Origin of the sequence: Rhizobium binxianense, assembly GCF_028994275.1 — a bacterium.
GTDB classification, from domain to species: domain Bacteria; phylum Pseudomonadota; class Alphaproteobacteria; order Rhizobiales; family Rhizobiaceae; genus Rhizobium; species Rhizobium binxianense.
In genome coordinates this window covers 3,817,498-3,834,371 of record NZ_CP118713.1, presented here as the reverse complement: position 1 = coordinate 3,834,371, position 16,874 = coordinate 3,817,498, and the positions used below count along the sequence as shown (strand labels likewise).

General features: G+C 60.9%; 17 protein-coding genes, 1 tRNA gene and 1 pseudogene. 12 read left to right on the top strand and 7 right to left on the bottom strand.

Going from position 1 to position 16,874, the window contains the following annotated elements; genetic code table 11:
* Window positions 1-12 precede the first annotated feature (12 nt).
* Window positions 13-1,941: an autotransporter assembly complex protein TamA gene (locus PO860_RS18800; protein WP_275037940.1), complete on the bottom strand. Its 1,929-nt coding sequence runs from the start codon at window positions 1,939-1,941 to the stop codon at window positions 13-15.
* Window positions 1,942-2,110: 169 nt separating this feature from the next.
* The gene (locus PO860_RS18795; protein WP_065281468.1) at window positions 2,111-2,368 is read right to left on the bottom strand and encodes a YMGG-like glycine zipper-containing protein; all 258 of its coding nucleotides are present in this window, start codon (window positions 2,366-2,368) and stop codon (window positions 2,111-2,113) included.
* A 323-nt stretch (window positions 2,369-2,691) separates the two neighbouring features.
* On the opposite strand from PO860_RS18795, the gene hemA reads away from it, so the two are divergent.
* The 7 genes from hemA (at window position 2,692) to PO860_RS18760 (ending at window position 11,441) form a co-directional block, all read left to right on the top strand.
* The gene (gene hemA / locus PO860_RS18790; protein ID WP_273884525.1) at window positions 2,692-3,906 is read left to right on the top strand and encodes a 5-aminolevulinate synthase; all 1,215 of its coding nucleotides are present in this window, start codon (window positions 2,692-2,694) and stop codon (window positions 3,904-3,906) included.
* 373 nt (window positions 3,907-4,279) lie between these two features.
* Window positions 4,280-5,257 (top strand): LacI family DNA-binding transcriptional regulator, encoded by a 978-nt coding sequence (locus tag PO860_RS18785; protein WP_183608745.1) that lies wholly within the window; start codon window positions 4,280-4,282, stop codon window positions 5,255-5,257.
* Between the two features lie 54 nt (window positions 5,258-5,311).
* The gene (locus tag PO860_RS18780; protein ID WP_273884498.1) at window positions 5,312-6,550 is read left to right on the top strand and encodes an ABC transporter substrate-binding protein; all 1,239 of its coding nucleotides are present in this window, start codon (window positions 5,312-5,314) and stop codon (window positions 6,548-6,550) included.
* Between the two features lie 73 nt (window positions 6,551-6,623).
* Window positions 6,624-7,541 carry a carbohydrate ABC transporter permease gene (locus tag PO860_RS18775; protein ID WP_097618038.1) on the top strand — a complete coding sequence of 306 codons (918 nt, stop codon included), beginning with the start codon at window positions 6,624-6,626 and terminating at the stop codon, window positions 7,539-7,541.
* Complete coding sequence (locus PO860_RS18770) at window positions 7,538-8,401, top strand: carbohydrate ABC transporter permease (RefSeq protein ID WP_183608677.1); 864 nt, start codon at window positions 7,538-7,540, stop codon at window positions 8,399-8,401. Before PO860_RS18775 ends, PO860_RS18770 begins: the two co-directional genes overlap by 4 nt.
* Window positions 8,402-8,421: 20 nt before the next feature.
* Window positions 8,422-10,344: a glycoside hydrolase family 127 protein gene (locus PO860_RS18765; RefSeq protein WP_272783639.1), complete on the top strand. Its 1,923-nt coding sequence runs from the start codon at window positions 8,422-8,424 to the stop codon at window positions 10,342-10,344.
* Window positions 10,345-10,367: 23 nt separating this feature from the next.
* Window positions 10,368-11,441 (top strand): ABC transporter ATP-binding protein, encoded by a 1,074-nt coding sequence (locus PO860_RS18760; RefSeq protein ID WP_273881450.1) that lies wholly within the window; start codon window positions 10,368-10,370, stop codon window positions 11,439-11,441.
* Window positions 11,442-11,456: 15 nt separating this feature from the next.
* On the opposite strand, the gene dxr is transcribed toward PO860_RS18760, so the two are convergent.
* Window positions 11,457-12,647 carry a 1-deoxy-D-xylulose-5-phosphate reductoisomerase gene (dxr, locus tag PO860_RS18755; protein WP_273884500.1) on the bottom strand — a complete coding sequence of 397 codons (1,191 nt, stop codon included), beginning with the start codon at window positions 12,645-12,647 and terminating at the stop codon, window positions 11,457-11,459.
* A 373-nt stretch (window positions 12,648-13,020) separates the two neighbouring features.
* On the opposite strand from dxr, the gene PO860_RS18750 reads away from it, so the two are divergent.
* Entirely contained in the window at window positions 13,021-13,671 is a 651-nt protein-coding gene (locus PO860_RS18750; RefSeq protein WP_183608681.1) for a hypothetical protein, read from the top strand.
* A gap of 58 nt (window positions 13,672-13,729) precedes the next feature.
* On the top strand, window positions 13,730-14,020 hold the full coding sequence (locus PO860_RS18745) for a BON domain-containing protein (RefSeq protein WP_183608682.1): 291 nt from the start codon (window positions 13,730-13,732) through the stop codon (window positions 14,018-14,020).
* Window positions 14,021-14,091: 71 nt separating this feature from the next.
* On the opposite strand, the gene PO860_RS18740 is transcribed toward PO860_RS18745, so the two are convergent.
* Together PO860_RS18740 and PO860_RS18735 are read right to left on the bottom strand one after the other, a co-directional pair.
* Window positions 14,092-14,244: a hypothetical protein gene (locus PO860_RS18740; protein WP_183608683.1), complete on the bottom strand. Its 153-nt coding sequence runs from the start codon at window positions 14,242-14,244 to the stop codon at window positions 14,092-14,094.
* A gap of 116 nt (window positions 14,245-14,360) precedes the next feature.
* The gene (locus PO860_RS18735) at window positions 14,361-14,621 is read right to left on the bottom strand and encodes a hypothetical protein (protein WP_272783645.1); all 261 of its coding nucleotides are present in this window, start codon (window positions 14,619-14,621) and stop codon (window positions 14,361-14,363) included.
* A 161-nt stretch (window positions 14,622-14,782) separates the two neighbouring features.
* Between PO860_RS18735 and PO860_RS18730 the strand changes: the two genes are divergently transcribed.
* A complete protein-coding gene (locus PO860_RS18730) occupies window positions 14,783-15,304 on the top strand; it encodes a DUF2937 family protein (RefSeq protein ID WP_273884501.1) in 522 nt (173 codons plus the stop codon).
* A 121-nt stretch (window positions 15,305-15,425) separates the two neighbouring features.
* Here the strand turns inward: PO860_RS18730 and PO860_RS18725 are convergent, their stop codons facing one another.
* Window positions 15,426-15,689, bottom strand: coding sequence for a DUF982 domain-containing protein (locus PO860_RS18725; protein WP_183608686.1), 264 nt, complete (start codon window positions 15,687-15,689; stop codon window positions 15,426-15,428).
* A gap of 271 nt (window positions 15,690-15,960) precedes the next feature.
* Between PO860_RS18725 and PO860_RS18720 the strand changes: the two are divergent.
* Window positions 15,961-16,205: pseudogene (locus PO860_RS18720) on the top strand (BrnT family toxin).
* The gene (locus PO860_RS18715) at window positions 16,205-16,519 is read left to right on the top strand and encodes a BrnA antitoxin family protein (RefSeq protein ID WP_273884526.1); all 315 of its coding nucleotides are present in this window, start codon (window positions 16,205-16,207) and stop codon (window positions 16,517-16,519) included. Before PO860_RS18720 ends, PO860_RS18715 begins: the two are co-directional and overlap by 1 nt.
* Before the next feature lie 228 nt (window positions 16,520-16,747).
* Here PO860_RS18715 and PO860_RS18710 read toward each other — a convergent pair.
* A tRNA-Arg gene (locus tag PO860_RS18710) sits at window positions 16,748-16,824 on the bottom strand.
* Window positions 16,825-16,874 lie beyond the last annotated feature (50 nt).

Below are 16,874 nucleotides of genomic sequence, written 5' to 3'. Positions count from 1 at the left end.
TAAACGGCAATTCTAGAAGGATTGACCGATGCCCGCATAGATTCCGTAATCTGTGCCACCTTCGTACTTGTTCAGCGGCATGGCAAAATCAAGCCGCAGCGGGCCGAAAGGCGTCGCATATCGTATTCCCGCACCGGCGCCGGCGCGGATATCGGAAAAACCCGGAAAGGTGCTGTCCGAGACGGTGCCGACATCGATGAAGGGCACGACGCCGATCGTATCGGTGATCTTGATGCGGGCCTCCAGCGAGCCGGTCACATAGGAGCGGCCGCCGGTGGCATCGTCATTGTCGTTATAGGGCGAGATTTCCTGATAGCTGTATCCGCGCACGGAGCCGCCGCCGCCGGCAAAGAAGCGCTGCGTGGCGGGAATATCCCCAATGCTGTCGCCGCCGATCAGGACGCCAGCGGCAACTTTGCCGGCCAGCACCAGGCCGTCTTCCTGGCCGAACGGCAGATAGCCGGAGATCGAGCCCTCGAATGCCGCATAGGGCGTGGCATTGAAGATTTCGTAGCCAGGCTTTGCCGAGAATGTCGCGCGATAACCCTCCGTGGGGTTGAACTTGTCGTCGCGTGCGTCGCGATCATATTGGATCGGCAAGGTGAAGGTCAGATAGTCGTTCTCGCCGAAGGCGTCATCATCGCGCTCCCAGCTGACCTCGCCGCTCGCCGAGACCGTGTCCCGGTCGGTCAATTCGTAGGAAAGGCCGAGCGAGGCGGTGACGAGCGTCGCATTATAGGCATCCGGATTTTCGGTCTTGGCGACGATGCCGGCCTTCAGGGTGGCGGCGGGGAAGAAGGCGCCGGGCTTGGTGAAAAGGATGCCGGCGGAATAGTCGAGACTGCCGACATCCGTGGTTTCGCCAAGCCGCGAGACCGATCCCTCGATCCGCAGCGTTTCGGCTTCGCCAAACAGGTTGCGGTGGCCCCAATAGCCCTGAACGCCGAAGCCGTCGGTGGTGGAATATTGCGCGCCAACGCCGAAATAGCGCCGCTTGCCTTCGGAAACCTCGATCGTCATCGGCAGGGTACCGTCCGGCGCCAGCGCATCGCCTTCGTGAATGGTGACGCTCGAAAAGACGCCGAGGGCGCGAAGCCGCTCGCCGGCTTTCTTCAGCGCTTCCGGGGAATAGGCTTCGTCCTTGTTCAGCCGGGAATAACGCTGGATGAAAGCCGGCTTGACGGTCTTTTCACCGGTGACGCCGACATCGCCGATCGGGGCGACCGGGCCACCTTCGGCAGCAAGGACGATATCGACGGTATCGCTGTTGTGATCGGCGACGACCTTGCGTTCGGTCAGCTTGGCAAAGGGCCGGCCCTCGCTCTTCAGCTGTTCGACGATCTTGTCGCCGGCCTTGATGATGGCAAGCGAGCCGGCCTGCGCGCCCGGGGCAAGATCGTAATCGGCAGGATTGTGGTTTGCGGCATCGCCGCCGAACTGGACCTCCCTGACCTTGAAAACCGGGCCGGGAGCAATGTTGACGGTGACGGGGATCGGACCGGACCGGTCGAATGTCGGATTGGGCGGCAGGTCGTCGATATTCCTGCCGTCGATGGTGATCGTCACCACGCCGCCATAACGGGCCTTTTCATACAGAGTGGCGATCAGCCGCTCACGGTCGTCGCGCGCCTTGACGACGATGCCGAGATCGCCGGACACCGGCAGTTTCTGGTCACCGAGGAGACGGGAACTGTTTTCCAGGGCTTCTTTGAGGTCGGGATCGGCGGTATCGGCTTTGAGGTCGACATGGTAGCGCACCGGATCGGGCACCTGTTGACCTTCCTCCTCCTCCTTGCCGAAAATGGTGATGCCAAAAAGCTTGAAGGCGTAAGCGTCGCCGATCAGGACCGGTGAGAACGCAGCTGCCGCTGCGACCACCATCATGGTGCCTGTTCGCCGATACGCAATACCTGTTTTCGGGCCTGTCCCTCTGATCCGCATCCGCCGCTTTTGGTTATGCCTACAATGAAGCTTCGTTGCCCAGCCGTGAACAGCTTAGCGGCAAAATCGCGCGGGGTGTACCATTTTAAATTGCCAACGCGCTAATTTAGCACAAAAAATCCCGGACCTGTGTCCGGGATTTACTGAGTTTGCCGATTGCCTGGCGCTTTCAGCGCGGGCAAGTATCGATGTAGCGGCGGCCGTAGCGGTCGCGATAGTAGCACTGGCCGGGCTGTTCGGCGACGCTGCCGATCAGGGCGCCGGACACGCCGCCGATAGCGGCGCCGACCGCCGCGCCACGAACATTGCCTGTGACCGCGCCGCCGATGACGGCGCCCGATGCAGCGCCGATACCGGCGCCCTGCTGGGTCGGCGTGCAGCTTGCGATCGACAGGCCGATCAATGCGAGTATGACAACTTTCTTCATCTTTTCTCTCCGAGGTTGTTGCCCAGCGGGCAAAGGCCGTCCCTTTATTTTTTGTCAGGCTAGACCGAAAACTATGTCGGAAGAAAGGGTTGTCCACCGGTGCGCCGATTTTTTTGCGATACCGGCCGTCGCCATGCTGCACGCGATTGGCCAATTCCGTCGGATCTGGCGCATCAATTTCATCGATTGCGGCGGGCAGATTTTTTATCTGGAATCATTCAAAAAACTGGTCCTTTTGCCGCAGTTGATGGTAAAGCAAAGGGTAAGCATTGACGCGCGGACGTCCGGTCGGCAAGAACGGCCGCGCGATACTGGAGCATATGATGGATTTCGAAGCGTTTTTCAAAAACGAGCTGGACGGGCTTCATGCCGAGGGCCGTTACCGCGTTTTTGCCGATCTCGAACGTCACCGCGGCAACTTTCCGCGCGCGACGCGCCATACGGCCGATGGCCAAAAGGAAGTCACGGTCTGGTGCTCCAACGACTATCTCGGCATGGGCCAGCATCCGAAGGTGATCGAGGCGATGAAGAACGCCATCGACCACTGTGGTGCGGGTGCGGGAGGCACCCGGAATATTTCTGGCACCAACCACTATCACGTCATGCTCGAGCGTGAGCTGGCCGATCTGCACGGCAAGGAATCAGCGCTGATCTTCACGTCGGGCTATGTCTCCAACTGGGCAGCCCTCGGGACGCTCGGCGCGAAAATCCCCGGCCTCGTCATCTTCTCCGATGCGCTCAACCATGCCTCGATGATCGAGGGCATCCGTTATGCCAAGTGCGACAAGGTGATCTGGAAGCACAACGACCTGGCCGATCTCGAAGCCAAGCTCAAGGCCGCCGATCCGAAGGCGCCGAAGCTGATCGCCTTCGAGAGCGTCTATTCGATGGACGGCGATATCGCCCCGATCAAGGAGATCTGCGATCTCGCCGACAAATACGGGGCGATGACCTATCTCGACGAAGTCCATGGCGTCGGCATGTACGGCCCGCGCGGCGGCGGCATTGCCGAGCGCGAGGGGCTGATGGACCGGCTGACGGTGATCGAGGGCACGCTCGGCAAGGCTTTCGGGGTGATGGGCGGTTATATCGCCGCATCGGCCGCCCTTTGCGATTTCATCCGGTCGTTTTCCTCCGGCTTCATCTTCACCACGGCGCTGCCGCCGGCATTGGCCGCCGGCGCCGTCGCCTCGATCCAGCACCTGAAGGTCAGCCAGTTCGAGCGCGCCCGCCATCAGGACCGGGTCCGCAAACTGAGGGCGCTGCTCGACCAGAATGGCATTCCGCATATGCCCAATCCGAGCCATATCGTGCCGGTGCTGGTCGGCGATGCGGCCAAGTGCAAGTGGATCTCCGACCTGCTGCTCGACAATTGCGGCGTCTATGTCCAGCCGATCAACTATCCGACCGTACCGAAGAAGACCGAGCGCCTGCGAATCACGCCGACGCCGCTGCATTCCGATGCCGATATCGCCCATCTGGTCGAGGCGCTGCATTCGCTCTGGTCGCGCTGCGCATTGGCAAGGCACGTCGCCTGATATTTTCATGATCGCTTGGGTTTGAACCGTCATTCAGGGCCTCCACCAGAGGCCCTGATGGCGTTCGATTTGCGCGCCAAGATCCACCGCACATCCGCTTTACCCGGACAAGAGCATCCGGCGCTGCCGTTTTGAGAAACCGCGCCGGTCTCCGCGGCCGGGCATCTCGCCAGCCGGCTTGACTGACGCGGATCGATCTTTCTTTCTACACCTTCCTTGCTGCAGCCCGCGCCTCGATCCATCGCTCGAATTGCATGAGAAAACCTTTTCTCACTTGACATCGAAGTTGGTAAAAGCTTTTCTCATGCCACTTCAGAAGGAGGAAGGTCTGAACATATCGGGAGGAAAAAGAGGCAGGATCACCATCCATGAGGTGGCGTCGGCTGCCGGGGTGAGCATTTCGACGGCGTCGAAGGCTCTCAACGATACCGGCCGGATGGGAGCGGAAACGCGCGAGCGGGTGAAGCGGATCGCCGGCGAAATCGGGTATCGGCCGAATGCGCTGGCGAGAGGTCTTCTCAGCAAGCGCAGCTTCACCATCGGGCTGCTGACCAACGACACCTACGGCCGTTTCACGCTGCCTGTCATGGCGGGAATTTCGGACGCTCTCGTCGATCATGGGGTTTCGGTTTTCCTCTGCGCCATCGAAGACGATCCGGCGCTAGCCCAGATCCATGTCGATGCGATGCTGGACAAGCAGGTCGACGGCATCATCGCGACGGGAAAACGCCTGGACAGACGTCTGCCCGTCGATCTGTCGAATTTGCTTGTGCCCGTCGTCTACGCCTTCACGGAGGGGACGCGGAACAGCGTTACCTTCCGTTCGGACGACGAACAGGGTGCTAGGCTGGCGGTGGAATGGCTCGTCAAGGCCGGGCGACGGCGGATCGCGCATATCACCGGGCCGGAGGAATTCTTTTCGGTGCGCGAACGGGCCGGCGCCTATCACGAGGTCGCAGGTCACCGCGAACCGGTGCTCTACGGCGTCTGGTCGGAAAGCTGGGGTCATGAGGCGGTCGAACAGCTTTGGAAGAGGCCGGGAGAAAAACCGGATGCGCTCTTCTGCGGCAATGACCAGATCGCCCGCGGCGCGGTGGATGCGTTGCGCGAGCGCGGCGTCAATGTGCCGCGCGATGTTTCGGTCATCGGCTTCGACAATTGGGAGATTGTCGCGGCGCAGACGCGGCCGCCGCTGACGACGGTGGATATGGAGCTGAAGGAGCTCGGGCGGCAGGCCGGATTGACGGTGCTGGCGCTCGCGGAAGGACGGCCTGTCGAGCCGGGTGTGCGGAAATTGCCGTGCCGGCTGATCGTCCGGCAGTCATGCGGGGGGAAAGCCCCCGGGGAATGAGCGTAAGGGAATGAGCAAAGGCGCAGGGAGATGCGCCATATCGGGAGGAGTGTCATGATCAAGCGTCTATTGGCGGCGACCAGCATCGCTACCTTGTGCCTGTTTTCGGCCGCGTCAGCCGCCGAGAATGTCGAAATGTGGGTTCGCACGGGGATCGGCGACTCCTTCAAGAAGGTGGTCGAGGCCTATAATTCCAGCCACGACAACAAGGTCGTGGTGACCGAGGTGCCGTTCTCCGAGCTGGTGCAGAAATATGCGACGGCAATTGCCGGCGGACAGGCGCCCGACGCCCTGTCGATGGATCTCATCTACAATCCTGCCTTTGCCGCGGCCGGCCAGCTGGAAGACCTGACGGACTGGGCAAAATCGCTGCCCTATTTCAACGCGCTGTCCCCGTCGCATGTCCGCCTCGGCACCTATCAGGACAAGATTTACGGCCTGCCGCTCTCTGTGGAAACATCGGTCTTCGCCTGGAACAAGGATCTCTACAAGAAGGCCGGTCTCGACCCGGAAAAGGCGCCGGCAAGCTGGGACGAAATCACCGCCAATGCGGAGAAGATCCGGGCACTCGGTGACGATACCTACGGCTTCTATTTCTCCGGCGGCGGCTGCGGCGGCTGCATGATCTTCACCTTCACGCCGCTCGTCTGGGGTGCGGGCACCGACATTCTGTCGGCCGACAGCAAGACGGCGACCCTCGATACGCCTCAGATGCGCAAGGCCGTCGACATCTACCGCAACATGGTCAAGAAGGACCTGGTGCCGGCGGGTGCCGCCAGCGACAACGGCGCGAACTTCTTGACCTTCACCAACGGCAAGATCGGTCAGCAAAGCCTCGGCGCCTTTGCCATCGGCACGCTGGTGACCCAGCATCCCGACATCAACTTCGGCGTGACCCTCATTCCCGGCGTCGACGGCAAGCCGTCGTCCTTTGCCGGCGGCGACAACTTCGTCGTCACCAAAGGCACCGAGAAGATCGACGCGGTGAAGGAATTCCTCGAATATATCTATTCGATGGACGGCCAGAAGATCATGGCGAAATATGGCAGCCTGCCGACGCGCGGCGATATCGCCGACAAGGTGCTGGAGGGTCTCGATCCGCGCATGCAGGTCGGCCTCAAGGCGATTGCCGTCGCCAAGACGCCCTATACGCTGCAGTTCAACGACCTTATCAACAGCGCCAACGGCCCGTGGGCAAGTTTCACCAACGCCGCGATCTTCGGCGACGACGTCGACGGTGCGTTTTCGAGCGCCCAATCGGAAATGCAATCGATCATCGATAGCGGCCAATAACTCTCCCTCGGCCGCGGCCGGGGAGCGGTGGCAGCTTCCCGGCCAATTTCAATTGACAGATGCGGAGCGTTTGATGACCGGTTCCGGTTCAGAGACACTATTGCCTCGGCGCAGGCGACGGCGCAGATCGAACTGGCGCGGCCTTGCCTATATCGCGCCTGCCATGGCGCTGGTCATCGTCTTCTTCATCATGCCGGTTGTCTTCACGGGATGGATGAGCCTGCACAACTGGCCGCTGATGGGCGCGTCGCGCTGGATCGGCTTCAACAACTATTACCGCATGATCAACGACACCCGTTTCATGACGGCGCTGAATTTTACCGCCTATTACACCGTGATCGTCACCATCGCGATCTTCGCCGTCGCCTTTCCGCTGGCCATTTTCGTCGAAAAGGAACGGCAGTTCGTCAGCGCCTATCGCACGATCATCTTCCTGCCCGTCGTCGTCGGCCTTGCCACCGCCTCGCTGCTCTGGGTCTGGCTTGCCAATGTCGATAGCGGCTTCATCGGTCCGGCCTTGAAAGCGCTCGGTCTCCTGGAAAAGAGCCCCAATCTGCTTGCGACCTTCGACACCGCCTTCCTGACCGTCGTGGTGATGGTCGTCTGGAAGATCGCAGGCTTCACCATGATCATTCTGCTGACCGGGCTGCAGGCCATTCCATCTGAGCTGACGGAGGCGGCCCGCATCGACGGCGCCGGCCGCTGGCAGCGTTTCCGGCATCTGACGCTGCCGCTGATGCGCAAGACGATCGCACTGGCGCTGATCGTCTCCGTCACCGGTTCGATCCTCGCCTTCGACCAGTTCTACATCATGACGGCGGGCGGACCGCAGAACAAGATGATCTCGGTGGTCTACTACATCTTCAACCAGTCCTTCGTGTCGTTCAATCTCGGTTACGGCGCGGCACTCTCGATTGTGCTTCTCGCCATCCTGATGGCCATCAGCATCGTGCAGCTCTGGCTGCTGCGCGTCGGGGAGGAGCGTCCATGAGCACCTCAAGGGAACGTCGCGCCCGCAAGGCGATCCGGACGAAATCGGCCTATCATCTCACCGGCATCGTCATCTCGATCTTCTTTCTCGCCCCCTTCGTGATTACGCTGCTCGCCTCCTTCCGGCCGGGCGCCGAGGCCAGCCTGCCGCCTCTGCCGCCATGGCCGACCTCAGGCGTCAGCTTCGATGCCTATGCGCTGCTCGATACGTTCGGCGCCGGCATCTGGCGGCACATGATCAATTCGCTGTTCGTTTCGATCGCCACCGTGGTGCTGACCGTCGCCGTCAGCCTGCTCGCCGGCTACGGTTTCTCGCGGTATCGCTTCCCGATGAAGAATGCGCTCTTCGTGCTGATCATCGCGACGCTGATGATCCCGTTCCAGTCGATCCTGACGCCGCTCTTCATCATCCTGGCAAAGCTCGGCCTCAACAACTCGCTGCTCGGGCTGACGCTCGTCTATGTAACGCTGCAATTGCCCTTCTCGGTCTTCATGATGCGCAACGCCTTCGATGCGGTGCCGAAGGAGATCGAAGAGGCCGCGCGCATCGACGGCGCGCGCGACCTCAGGCTCTTGGTCCGGGTTCTGTTGCCGCTGGTGCTTCCCGGCGTCGCGACGGTGGCGATCTTTGCCTTCCTCAATGCCTGGAACGAGTTTCTGGCCGCCCTCGTGCTGCTTTCCAGCAACGAGAAATACACTTTGCCGGTGCTGATGACGGCGGTTCGCGCCGGACGGCTTGGCGCCATCAACTGGGGAGCGGTGCAGGCCGGTGTCGTCGTCATGACGATCCCCTGCCTGATCGTCTTCCTGCTCCTGCAACGCTACTACATGCGCGGGCTGATGGCCGGCGCGGTGAAATGATCCTAGAGAAAGTCGAGCCCATGACCAAATCAGCCAATGACCGCCAGTTTCGTCCCGTCGCCGTTCCCGATGTCGAGCTCGGCGGCTTCTGGGGCAAATGGCAGGACGCCATCTGCAATTCCACTGCCGAAACCCTGCTCGACCGCTGCGTCGAGGCCGGCATGCTCAAGGCGATCGACGTCAACCAGCCGAGCCCCGGTGTCGTCATTCCCATTCAGCCCTGGGGCGGGACGACGCAGATGTTCTGGGATTCCGACCTCGGCAAGTCGATCGAGACCATCGCCTATTCGCTCTATCGCCGGCCGAATCCGAAGCTGGAGGCGCGCGCCGACGAAATCATCGACATGTATGAGAGACTGCAGGACAAGGACGGCTATCTGAACGCCTGGTTCCAGCGCGTCGAGCCCGCCCGCCGCTGGACCAACCTGCGCGACCATCACGAGCTCTATTGCGCCGGCCATCTGATGGAGGCCGCGGTCGCCTATTATCAGGCGACCGGCAAGCGCAAGCTGCTCGACATCATGTGCCGCTTTGCCGATTACATGATCAAGATCTTCGGCCATGGCGAAGGCCAGATCCCCGGTTATTGCGGCCATGAGGAAATCGAACTGGCGCTGGTCAAGCTCGCCCGTGTCACGGGCGAGCAGAAATATCTCGACCTGTCGAAATACTTCATCGACGAACGCGGCTCCGAGCCGCACTTTTTCACGGCCGAGGCCGCTCGCGACGGCCGGAGCGCCGCCGACTTCCATCAGAAGACCTATGAATATGGCCAGGCGCACCAGCCGGTGCGCGCGCAGACAAAGGTCGTCGGCCACGCGGTGCGCGCCATGTACCTCTATTCCGGCATGGCCGACATCGCCACCGAATATAAGGACGACAGCCTGACGGCGGCGCTGGAAACCCTCTGGGACGATCTAACCACCAAGCAGATGTACATCACCGGCGGCATCGGGCCGGCGGCGTCCAACGAAGGTTTCACCGACTATTACGATCTGCCGAACGCCACCGCCTATGCCGAGACCTGTGCCTCGGTCGGCCTGGTGTTCTGGGCAAGCCGCATGCTCGGCCGCGGTCCAGACCGGCGCTACGCCGATATCATGGAGCAGGCGCTTTATAACGGCGCGCTGCCCGGTCTTTCCACAGACGGCAAGACTTTCTTCTACGACAATCCGCTCGAAAGCGCCGGCAAGCACCACCGCTGGAAATGGCATCATTGCCCCTGCTGCCCGCCGAACATCGCCCGGCTGGTAACCTCGATCGGCTCCTACATGTATGCCGTTGCCGATGACGAAATCGCTGTGCATCTCTATGGCGAGAGCACCGCGCGGCTGAAGCTTGCCAATGGTGCTGTGGTGGAACTCGAGCAGGTGACCAATTATCCGTGGGACGGTGCGATCGCCTTTACCACCAGGCTGGAGAAGCCGGCGACATTCGCGCTGTCGCTGCGCATTCCCGATTGGGCGGAGGGTGCTACCCTCAGCGTCAATGGCGAGATGCTCGATCTCGATGCCAATATCCGCGACGGATATGCCAGGATCGATCGCGAATGGGTCAGCGGCGATCGTGTCGCCCTCTACCTGCCGCTGGCGCTCCGCCCGCAATATGCCAATCCGAAAGTGCGCCAGGATGCCGGCCGCGTCGCCTTGATGCGCGGCCCGCTCGTCTATTGCGTCGAGACGACCGACAATGGCGACGATCTCAACGCCATCGTCCTGCCGCGCGAGCTGCCGGCCGCCGAAACCGTCGTGCTGAAGGATCTCAACGATGCCGTCGCCCTCGATCTCAAGGTCGAGCGCGAGGAGACGTCGAATTGGGGAACGCCGCTCTACCGCAAGGCGCCGGCCGAACGGCAGGTCGCTACGGCGCGTTTCGTGCCCTATCATCTCTGGGACAACCGCGCGCCCGGGGAGATGCTCGTCTGGGTCCAGTCGGACAAGTAGGTCGTTTGGGGATGACGAACGGTATGGCTAACAAGAGCGTCGTGCTCCAGGACGTGCGAAAAAGCTATGGCAATCTGCAGGTGGTCCACGGCATCGACCTGACGATCGAGGAGGGTGAATTCGTCGTCTTCGTCGGCCCGTCCGGCTGCGGAAAATCGACGCTTCTTCGCATGATCGCCGGCCTTGAGGACGTGACCGACGGCGAGGTCGAGATCAAGGGACGGATTGTCACCGATCTCGATCCGTCCGAGCGGGGCATCGCCATGGTCTTCCAGTCCTACGCGCTCTATCCGCATATGAGCGTGCGCGACAACCTGGCCTTCGGGCTGAAGATGGCGCGCACCAATGCCGCCGAGATAGAGACGCGGGTGAAGGCCGCGTCCGCCATCCTGAAGATCGACCATCTTCTCGACCGCCGGCCGGGCCAGCTTTCCGGCGGCCAGCGGCAGCGTGTGGCGATCGGCCGGGCGATCGTGCGCAAGCCCGATGTCTTCCTGTTCGACGAACCGCTGTCCAATCTCGATGCGGAACTGCGCGTGTCGATGCGCATCGAGATCGCCCGCCTTCACCGCGAGCTCGGCAACACGATGATCTATGTCACCCACGACCAGACGGAGGCGATGACGCTCGCCGACAAGATCGTCGTGCTGCGCGACGGCCGCGTCGAACAGGCCGGAACGCCGCGGCAGATCTACGAGGATCCCGCCAATACCTTTGTGGCGGGTTTCATCGGCTCGCCGAGGATGAACTTGTTGAATGCCCGTTGGGGTGAGGGCGCCCTGGTGGAGGTCGCCGGCCGACGCATCGAAAGCGGCCTGCCGCCGGCAGACAGGCCGGTGGGCGCCGCGGTGACGCTCGGTCTGCGGCCGGAGCATCTGAAGGTGGCATCCGTGCCGTCGGGCAGCCTGACGGCCAGGGTCGATTTTTCGGAGTATCTCGGGGGAACGCAATATCTCTATTGCCAGCTTGCCGATGGCCAGTCGCTGACCGTCGAGCATCGGTCACCGATCAGTATTGCGGCGGGCGAGCAGGTGAGCCTGCTGTTTGAACCGTTGGATTGCAGATTGTTCGACGAGGGCGGGAACCGGTTGCGATAATAGCGGCCGTCAACTTCACTCGGCGATCGCCAGTGTCATGAGCTCCGCCGCCCTTTGCCGCGCCTGCCTGTCGGCGGCGAAGACATCGTCCATATCGGCTGCCGGCGGCAGGCCGGCCAGATCGTCCATGACCCTCTCGGTGATTTCGGCCATGGCGAGGAAGGGCAGCCGCCCTTCGATGAAGGCTTCGAGCGCCACTTCCTTGGCTCCGTTCAACACGGCGCCCTGAACGCCGCCGCGCGTCATCGCCAGGCGCGCCAGCCGCAGCGCCGGAAACCGCACCTCGTCCGGCGCCTCGAAATCCAGCCTGGCGAGCTTGGCGAAATCCAGCCGCTCGATCGGCAGGTTCGGCCGGCGCGGAAAGGACAGGGCATAGCCGATGGCCGTGCGCATGTCGGGCGCGCCGAGCTGGGCCAGCACCGACCCGTCGGTATAGCCGACCATGGAATGGATGATCGATTGCGGATGGAAGATGACTTCGATCTGTTCGGGCGTCAGGCCGAACAGATGCCGGGCTTCGATCATTTCCAGCGCCTTGTTGAACATCGAGGCGCTGTCGATCGAGATTTTCAATCCCATCGACCAGTTGGGGTGGGCGCGCGCGGTTTCCACCGTCACATCCGCCATCTCTTTGAGCGAGGCGGTGCGGAAGGGGCCGCCTGATGCCGTGAGGATGATGCGCTCGATGGCGTGGCGCTGGTTCTCTTCCAGCACCTGGAAAATTGCATTGTGCTCGCTGTCGACGGGGAGCAGCCGGCCGCCGCCTTGGCGGACGGCTGCGATGAAGAGATCGCCGGCCGAGACCAGGCATTCCTTGTTGGCAAGGGCGATATCGGCGCCGCGGCGCGCAGCTGCAAGTGTTGGCGCCAGGCCCGCGGTGCCGACGATTGCCGCCATCACCCAGTCGGCTTCGCGCTCGGCCGCTTCCATCAGGCCGGATTTACCCGAGGCAACCGCGATGCCGCTGCCGGAAAGTTCGGTCTTCAGTGATTGGTAATGCCGGTCATTTGCCGTCACCGCCAGCCGCGCGCCTGATAATTTGGCCTGCCGGGCCAGCAATTCGACGTTGCCGTTGCCGGTCAGCACGGAAATTTCGAAGTTCTCCCGCCCACCCAGATGATCGACGACATTGAGCGTGTTCCGGCCGATCGAACCGGTCGAGCCGAAGATGCTAAGGCGCCGCGGCGCGGTTTTGCCGGTCATCATATGCAATTTCGCGAAAAATTTCTCTCGTAGGCTCAGGCTCTACTAGGCTTTGTAAGGGGCGGCAAGTGTGCGGTGCAGCAGATTTCTACCGCTGAGGGGTTTACAGAACAGCCGGCGGATGTGACCCTTATGACATTGCTCGAGGAATCGAGCTTCGCGGGCGGTCGGTGATGGCCGCATGGGCAATTCGGGGTGCTGCGGCGCCCAGGCACTCGGTGCCGCCGGCCTTCCGGCAAACATTAAATCGAGGATGAAACCGGGATGAGCGGCTTGGCCGTTATTCCTCATCGCGTTCGCTACGAGCGCTTTATGTGCGCGGCCGCTTCGGTTTTGGCTGCTGCAGCCACGTCACATCAAAACACGTTCTTATGTCATGACGATATTCAAAATAGCCTGCATTCTTTTGTCGATCCTGCCGTCGCTCACTGCTGCTGCGAGGGCGGATGATCTGCTGATCTGGTCGCCGGCAAAACTTTCCGACCGGTCCTACAAGGCGACGATGGGTTTTCGCCTGCCCGCGGAATGGGAAACCAGCGCCGGCGCCGATATCGGGCTCGCCACGACCAAAGGCGGAGCATTGCTGCCCGATTCCGGTCAGGCCATGCTCTGGGGCCGGATCGTCAGGACGAGTGTCACGCCGGCAGGCCAATCGCAGCGGGGCGCGAAAGTCAGTGTCGATACGCTGCGCGGCAGCGGCGCGCTGACCCTCAGCCGTTCACGCAGCTGGATCCTGTCCGATTCACTCGACATGCAATCGAGCCGGTCCATCAGTGTCCAATTTGACGCGGTCGATACCAGGCAGGCCTCGGTGACGGCGTCGCAGGCGCTGAAGCTGATCTATCCCTGGACGGGAACCTCGCTGTCGGCGGGCACAGGCGTCAGCAATGTCGGCGGCGACTTCTCGACGACGGTGGGGGTCAACCAGGCCATCCTGCCGAACCTCAACCTCGATGCCTCGGTGAACAATCCGTTTTCACCGGATGAGGCCGGCAGCGTCAACCTTCGCTATCGCGTGCAGTGGTAGCGTTGAACCAAACCGCACCGGTCGGCGTTTCCTCGGCAGATTCACGGAGAAACGGATCATGGTTTTCAAGGAACAGACATTTCACGGGCTCGAACCGGAAATAGAAACGGAAATCGCCAACCGCGCGTTGCTCGAGTCGGCTGTCGCCAATGCGCTGGCGATCGCCGGCGGTATCGATGCGGCGGATGTCGAGGTGACGATGGACGAAGATCAGGTGGTTCTGACGGGCACCGTCGGCACGGTCGGTGAGATCGAACGGGCGACTGCGGTCGCCAAGGCCGTCGAGGGTGTGCATTCGGTGCAGAATCGCATCCTGCTCGGCGGATCGTCGCTCGACGGCACGCATTAATCAGACTGCGGCCGCTCCGGGGCTGCCATCACGAATATATCGATGTCGTCGCCTGTGAGGCTGCCCGTTGATCAACCAGCGAAGCGTTCGACGAGGAAGGACGAGCCGGCCAGACGATCCGTCTTCTGCATGGCGCCCGACCCCTGCGGATGGTAGGCGATGGTGAGCAGCACGGCGCTGATGGCAATATAGCCGATGGCCAAAAGAGTCATCTTGATACGCATGATGAATACTCCTGTTTCTTCGCGATAAACGCGGCTAAACTTGCGAAGTTCCTCATGGCAAGGTCAGGTAAAAGCCCGGCCGATTGAATCAGCAGGGCTATCCTGTATAGGTTGCCTCATCGGCAGATCCGGGTTTCCTTGACGACCGTATGGCCATGGCGGCGGATCTTCTCCGTTTTGGTGAAGCAATCACGCGACACGCGCTGCGACATCCCATAGTGGCGGTTATACGGACGGTGGCGGTAATAGGGGCGTTCCGAATCGCCGTAATAGGGGCGTGCATTGTCCGTGGTGATGGTGACACTTGCCGCCTCTGACGGCATTGCGGAAAAGACGGACGCCGCAGCGAGCGTACAGGCGAGGATGAACTGTTTCATGACGAGCCTCTCTTTCTGAGTTGGTCCTGTTCTGAGTTAGTCCTGGGATCAACTCGCCGGAAGCGCTGTCGGTTCAATCACATAGAGTTACCGATTGTGTCGACGAAGAAACCTTTGCGGCCGCGGATCGTTAGCGCTGGGGAAAGACGGAGGCACCGCTCATGGGACCGATTGCAAGGATCATCGCCATCGTCGCCGGGCTTGCCGGCGGCACGGTGTTTTCGCAGGCGCCGGAATTTGCCCAGCAATACCGCCAGCGGATCGGCGGGGCGGTCGACGAATTGCGGGTCATCGTCGAGGATTTCAACCGGCAAGCGGCCGACCATCATCTCGATCGCCAGCAGGCGCTGACCGCCTATGCCCAATCCTCCGACGATTTCCTGCGCGACCGCGGCGTCTCGATGCAGAGCACCATCACCCGCTACGAATCGCTGCTGTCGCAGCAACTGAAACTCGGCACCGCCACCCCCGTCGCCAAGCCCTTCGTGCTGTTGCTGGGCAATGCCGATGACGTCGTTTTTGCCAATACCTGGCGGGATTTCGTGCCTGGTGTTCCTGTCAGTTTCGCCGGTCTTGTCTGGGGCGCGATTGGTTTTGCCGGTGGGTGGGTCGTGACGGTGCTGCTGGGATTGGGGGCACGACGCGTTGGGCGCGGACGACGAGCCTATCGTCAGGTGTCATGAGCCAATACGGGAGGTCAGGCGCCCTGCTGCCCATCTTAAGACGAGATCCGTCATTCCTCCCGCCGCATGCGGGGAAGCAGACGACTTGAAGCAAGCGGCCGCTGCGAGATGCTCTGCTAGCTCAATGAAGAACGGAGATGGCCGTTACGCCAGCTTCATCCGCGGCGCGAATAATCGCCGCCCTCAGTTGCTCAGGTTCAGCGTTGCCCTTCACGACGTCCAGACAGATTTCAATAGCAGCAAGGAACTCCTTACCGTCGTCGCACGGGAACTCGTACATGAGCGCGTTGGCGGCCCCCACGGCCGTCCTGACGGAGAAAAATCTGTCGGGGTCCTCAAAGAGAAGAATGACTGGATCGAATTCGATCGAAGTGTCCCATTCCATTACACAATACTCCCGATGGGATGGCATATTGTTAACAGTGCAAGGGGCGTGCCACTGCATGCAACGGTTTATTCAAAGGCTGGCGTGGCATCGAAGGAAGGCGGCACAATGCATCCTGAATGGGGATGTTCACAGCCAAGGGATCCTTGAAGGCACAAGGCGATCGGAAGAGAAATCGATGTCAGCCGAAATGAAGCCGGTTATTATGACTAGTTTCCGTATATGCAGAAACCCCTTGTGAGGCACATATGTTTTCGTATATACAAAATCTATGAAGATCACTTGGGATGAACTGAAGCGCCAAACCAACATCGCCAAGCATGGCTTGGACTTCGCTGAACTATCGCTTGAGTTTTTCCTCGACTCCAAGGTCGGACCGGCAAAGGGCGACCGCTACAGAACCATCGGAGAGTTGAACGGGCAATGATCATCGCTGTGATCTTCCGCCCCCTTGGCTCCGAGGCCATCTCGGTAATCTCTATGCGGCCCGCAAGCTCGAAGGAAAGGAAAGCATGATGACTATCAAGTATTCCTCGAAACGGCCTTTAACCCCTAAGGAAGAGGCTGAAATCCAGAAGATGATCGCATCCGACCCGGACAACCCAGAACTGACCGACGAGCAGATCGCCGGCCTTAAACCCTTCAGCGAAGCTCTTCCTGAGTCGGCCGAATCCATCAGGAAGAACTTGGGCGGCCGGCCAAAGTCCGATAACCCTAAGGTCGCCGTGAGCATTCGGCTTGATCCGGAAGTCGTCGATGCCTTCAAGGCGAAAGGCGAAGGCTGGCAAAGCCGGATAAACGAGACGCTGCGAAAGGCGGTAGGACTATAGCCAGGCCATTAGTCGAGGCGTCTGAGCGTTAGGCGGCCACATGGACGTTCGCTGGGTGTCTAGTGGGCGGGCTACTTGAGCAGAGCTAGGATGGCGGTGAAGGTGTTGCGCAGCATGTTGCATGGATTTGCCGCTACCTCGTTGAAATGCCTGGATGTCAAGGGAAGCGCTTGCAACACGAATGCAAGATGCGAAATGGATTGTGTGGTCGTAAATAATTGAAATTTATGGTGATCCCGACGCGATTCGAACGCGTGACCCCCAGATTAGGAATCTGGTGCTCTATCCTGCTGAGCTACGGGACCACTTGATGCCATGCATACAAAAGGCTTGGCGTGAAGCCAAGCCTTAATTG